This window comes from Methylocystis sp. (assembly GCF_051061225.1).
Lineage (GTDB): Bacteria > Pseudomonadota > Alphaproteobacteria > Rhizobiales > Beijerinckiaceae > Methylocystis.
Genome location: NZ_JBPFEB010000089.1, coordinates 1 through 3442, shown reverse-complemented (window position 1 = coordinate 3442; position 3442 = coordinate 1). Strand labels below are relative to the sequence as shown.

The following is a 3442-nucleotide window of genomic DNA, read 5'->3' as shown; positions in this document are numbered from 1 at the left end:
CCACGACTACGGTCGCGGCGGAGATCGCTGGGGGCACGACCGCGATGGATATGGTGGTCGCCGCGGTGATCGGTGGGGCCATTCCGACGACCGTATGTCATGTCGAGAAATGCAGCGCAAAGGTTACAGAATTGCCTGCGGCGGTGATCGTTGGGGACATGACCACGGCGGCTATGGGCATGATCATGGCGGCTATGGTGGCCGAAACTGGTAAAATCAAAAGGTGATACGAAGCCCCTTGGTAGTCGCCGCCAAGGGCCTTTCTTTGCAACTTTTTAAAGGCGGCCCACGTCGGCCGAACGTATTGTAAATCGCTTCTGGCGCTTGGATCGAGCCAGGCGGCCAGCGTTACAGTATTCCCCGCCGAGATTTACGGGCCACTTCGGATTGGCCCTCAATTTCCGAGCACTTGGAACAAAGGCGACTGGCATTTTGTCACATAGCCATGCCGGCATGCGGCAGAGAATTGGGGAGCCCGGCAGGAGGCTAAAACGGTCTGCGCCCCCGCCGAGATGATGATGGGCCGGGAGTCTTTCCTAATAGGTCCAAGGCGTCCTCGGCAACTTCCTCGGGCTGGTCTTGCCCGTTGGCTTCGCCGACCACGGACATCACCGCCTGCATAAGCGCGGCGCGGTCAATCTCCACAGCTCGATCTGCAGCCATCCGGCTGGCGACGCGAAATCCCTCGTCGATCAGCTTCTGATTCACTGCCGGCTCCAATGCGTCCCCGCTATCCCAATTCGTCACTTGGCGGGCTTCTTCAACCGCACCCCCGGGCCTTCACCATTCTCGTCCACGAAGATCACGCCAGCGGCCTCGAGAGACCTGCGCAGCAAGGAGAGCTCGCACATTTCGCAGCCCCCTTCCTAAGCCTCACCCCTCGCCGTGCTTACGTTAGCGGTTTTGATCGCATTGCTCACATTGCGGGCGTTCCTGCCCGACATCACAAGACGACCATTTTTGCCCATGTGAATGACAAGGCCACCCTGCGCCCGAATGCGCCAGCCTTTGTCCAGTTGCCGGAAGATCCCATCGATCGCAGCGTTTCGATGATTGTCGTGGGGCTCAGCGGCGCGGTCATTGCCTCATGGTCTTGTCGCTTCCCTCCACGCACTGCGGGCTAGTTCCGCGAGGTTTGGCGAAGCTCCTGATCAAACCACGCCTGGGCATCATATTGTGCGCCGTTCGCGGACCGGAAACTCAGATAATGCGAGTATGCGTTGTCATGCAGCCAGGATTGGAAGGCAGAGAAACTCGGCTGCTCGGTAGCCAAGTTTATGCCGCTGTCCTTAGCCCATTTATGGACTAGGTGGCGGATCACCCGTTCGGCTTCTTCCTTGGTCATTTGTGACTCGCTGAGTTTTCCTTAGCAGGGCTACCGGCCGTTTCGCGCGCCCGTTCGTAGCTGGCAACAATGCGCAAGAGCACAACGGCGGCGAGAATTCCGTCTTCTCCGAGATCCATGCCCACAAGGCGCTCGGCAGTCTCCTGGAGCTTTTGGGCCGTTTCGGCGGTGAGGGTCATTTCGACTTTGAGCTTCATCGGCAGTGCTCCCCCGCTGGCCCTAGCGGTTATTGCCCATCTGCCGCGCCGAGGTCCGACGCCGGCTCCTTGGACTCGATGCGGTCGCGAAGGCGGACGCCTGGCCCGTGTCCGTTCTGGTGTATGAAATCGACCCCGGCGCCCTCGAGCGCTGTTTGGATCGCGGCGAGGTTATTTGCCATCATCGAAGGCGGCCCATCATTAGCCTCGGCACGGCGAACGGTCATGACACCGACTTTCGCGGCCTTTGCCAAATCTTCCACCGTCCACCGGACCAGAGCCCTCGCCGCCCTCATTTGCGCTCCAGTGAGCATTTTTCGACCGTCCATGGAAAGAGTTTGACCACCACTTGCGGACGTGGTAACGAATCTATCGCCTGAGATGATTTCTACCAGGCAACCCAACACCGAGAAAGGCATTCCCGGTTGATCGCCAGGGTGAGGGTGCCCTAAGGCCATCGCGGCTTGCCACTGCGCCTAGCCTCCCGCCGGACTTGAGAGGAGCGTCTCCCGCTCTCGACGCCCTCGGCGATCTCGACCCGCCCGACCTCCCCGGCCTCGATGACCTCGCCGGCGCGCTCATTGCGCTCGCGGACGAGCTGCAGGGCGACGCCGACCTCCAGGACGATGAGAGCTGGAGGAGGACGAGGCGCTCCCGCTCTTTGCGTTCGCCGCGCGCGCCGGGCCGCCGTAGCCGCAGATTTTCCATCGTAATAACCGGCTCCCCCCACGCATGCGAGACGCTTGGTGCCGCCTCTGGGATGGCCAGCGCCTCGGCCTCGGCTGGACCTTCGGGCGGTGCTTGGCGACGGCATGGGCGGCGGCGAAGATACGGCGCGGCATGGCGATGGCGGCGCGAGGCTTATGGACGGCCGGTGCAGCCTATTTGACCCAAACCGTGCCGTTTGACCAAGAAATCGCGCGCCCGTCTGGGCTAACCTTACCCGTATGCGTTTGAACAAAGGCGCCGCCGGTAAACGTCATCGTCAGAGTATCACCGACGAGCGTGCCTTGGCCGTGTGTAAAGTGCGGGTTGGGAACGGTGGCAGTTGCCGTGACCTGATTACCCACCTGTTGGATGGTCAGCGTGTGCCAATCGCCGCTTAGATCGATTGCCATTCGTCCGTCCCCCCATCGTTGGCTCGCAGCGTGCCGCTGGCACTCGATATTAGCTAGGAGACCCTGGGAGGCCAGAGGATTCGCGATCAGGCCGCCTCACGCGGCTTCGGCGCCTTCACCCCATCCAAAAGGTTCCCCCGCAATATTGCGCTCGGCGATCACGGCCTCGAGCAAGCGCGCCATCATCCAGTCCGGCGGGAGGGCGAGGTTTTTGGAGAGGCTCTCAAGGTCCTCCATCGTCTTCCGAGTGACCATCAGCGGCGGGAGCACGGCGTCGGCGTCTATCTTTGGGCGCGAGCCAAATGTGGTGGGTGAACAGCAACCAGTAGACATGGCCGGTTTTCATGCCGTGGCGGCGCCTATCTCCGCTGCCGAGTGGCCTGCCCCCGCGAGATACGCCGCTTTGGCCAAGCGCATGGACCCAAGTGGGACTTGGACCGCTCGCTTGGATGCTTGGGCCATTGGCGCACCTCCCGCCGGCAGCATAGCCGCGCGGGATTGTGTTTCAGAAGCGCCAAGGGTGGATCGTCCCTGCATATCCCGATGATGACGAAAGCGCCCGGACCTCGGATGGACAGGCCGGGCGTTTTTGTTGTCACTTCAGCCCGACGCCCTCGCCAATAACATCCGCGTAGCCCAGGCTAGGTGTGGTCTCTGAGGAGGTTGTTCACCCGAGCTGAAGGCTTGAGAGTGGTCGTTGCCACACGATGCACTCGGGACTTCTTCGGATGAACAACCCCCATAAGAATGCGCGAATGACGCCGCTTGGTCGAGCGGAAATG

6 protein-coding genes are annotated in these 3442 nt (G+C 61.5%); 1 reads left to right on the top strand and 5 read right to left on the bottom strand.

Translation table 11 applies throughout. The annotated features are described in order from the left end of the window. Window positions 1–227 (top strand): hypothetical protein (locus ACR652_RS15370; protein ID WP_434507353.1); only part of this gene is annotated, 227 nt, incomplete at its 5' end. Between the two features lie 259 nt (window positions 228–486). Here the strand turns inward: ACR652_RS15370 and ACR652_RS15365 are convergent. The 5 genes from ACR652_RS15365 to ACR652_RS15345 all read right to left on the bottom strand — a co-directional run bounded on the left by ACR652_RS15365 (window position 487) and on the right by ACR652_RS15345 (window position 2930). After that, window positions 487–708, bottom strand: a complete 222-nt coding sequence (locus ACR652_RS15365) for a hypothetical protein (RefSeq protein ID WP_434507352.1) — start codon at window positions 706–708, stop codon at window positions 487–489. 412 nt (window positions 709–1120) lie between these two features. Then, the gene (locus tag ACR652_RS15360) at window positions 1121–1345 is read right to left on the bottom strand and encodes a hypothetical protein (protein WP_434507351.1); all 225 of its coding nucleotides are present in this window, start codon (window positions 1343–1345) and stop codon (window positions 1121–1123) included. Further along, window positions 1342–1542, bottom strand: coding sequence for a hypothetical protein (locus ACR652_RS15355; RefSeq protein WP_434507350.1), 201 nt, complete (start codon window positions 1540–1542; stop codon window positions 1342–1344). Before ACR652_RS15355 ends, ACR652_RS15360 begins: the two co-directional genes overlap by 4 nt. Before the next feature lie 881 nt (window positions 1543–2423). Then, complete coding sequence (locus ACR652_RS15350) at window positions 2424–2660, bottom strand: hypothetical protein (protein WP_434507349.1); 237 nt, start codon at window positions 2658–2660, stop codon at window positions 2424–2426. Between the two features lie 96 nt (window positions 2661–2756). Continuing rightward, window positions 2757–2930: a hypothetical protein gene (locus ACR652_RS15345; protein ID WP_434507348.1), complete on the bottom strand. Its 174-nt coding sequence runs from the start codon at window positions 2928–2930 to the stop codon at window positions 2757–2759. Window positions 2931–3442: the final 512 nt, after the last annotated feature.